Here is an 802-nt window from a genome sequence, read left to right on the forward strand (position 1 = left end):
TGATAGCGATCGATCACGCCAACCAGATAGTGGTCGGTTTGCTGCATGTTGATGCCCGCTTTTTTAGCGCTGCGGACTTCATCCAGAATGATTTGCAACAGCGTCCCGTCCACGATTTCCTCTTTTCTGTATCGCTTCAGGAAGTTAATCGCTGACTTATCGTTTGCTGCCTGGGCGTCTTCCGTCAAAGAGGTCAGCGCATTAATGCGCTTCTGGTAATCGCTTACCGTCTGCTCAAACAGATCTTCCAGCGTGGAAAATTCACCGCACCGGGCGTGTTGCTCCTGTAACACCGGCGTGGCGCCGCTCTGTTTGATGTATTCGTACATGCGCATCATTTGCGTCACCGTATTTTGCGCCTGATGACGCAAAAATAGTGCGGTGCCATTAAGGCTATTCTCGCTGCACCTCTGGCTGAGCTGAAGATACAAATTTGAGGTATAAAACTCCTGATTCATTTGCGCATTCAGTTTTTGAACTATTCCGCTAGCGATCATAGGACTTCCTTATTTCTTGTCATCTCAGAAAACGGTCACTCTTCGAAAAAACAACCAGAATAAAAGCGATTCTTTCGCTTTTTTTATTGCGCCTGGTTACGCAGTCATATTCATTTTAAGTCGGGATGCTCCTTATTTAAATATCCAACCCTACTATCGCATTTCTATCTGGCATTATTCTGTGATGGTGTTTCGATATTCACACTCCCTGTGCCAATCCTTTCTTATCGACAGTAGGAAACTTCCTCCGGCTATTCTGCTGAACACGATTAGGGGCACTGTTGCAAAGTTAGCGATGAGGCAGC

Annotated in this window: 1 protein-coding gene; it reads right to left on the reverse strand. The window is 46.3% G+C overall.

Annotation, left to right across the window (positions count from 1 at the left end; translation table 11 throughout):
- The coding region (locus tag QMN93_RS26020) for a non-heme ferritin-like protein (RefSeq protein WP_323620245.1) at positions 1-497 on the reverse strand (497 nt) is incomplete at its 3' end.
- Positions 498-802: the final 305 nt, after the last annotated feature.

It is taken from the genome of Enterobacter sp. R-1.6.2 (assembly GCF_035064085.1).
Lineage (GTDB): Bacteria > Pseudomonadota > Gammaproteobacteria > Enterobacterales > Enterobacteriaceae > Enterobacter > Enterobacter asburiae_B.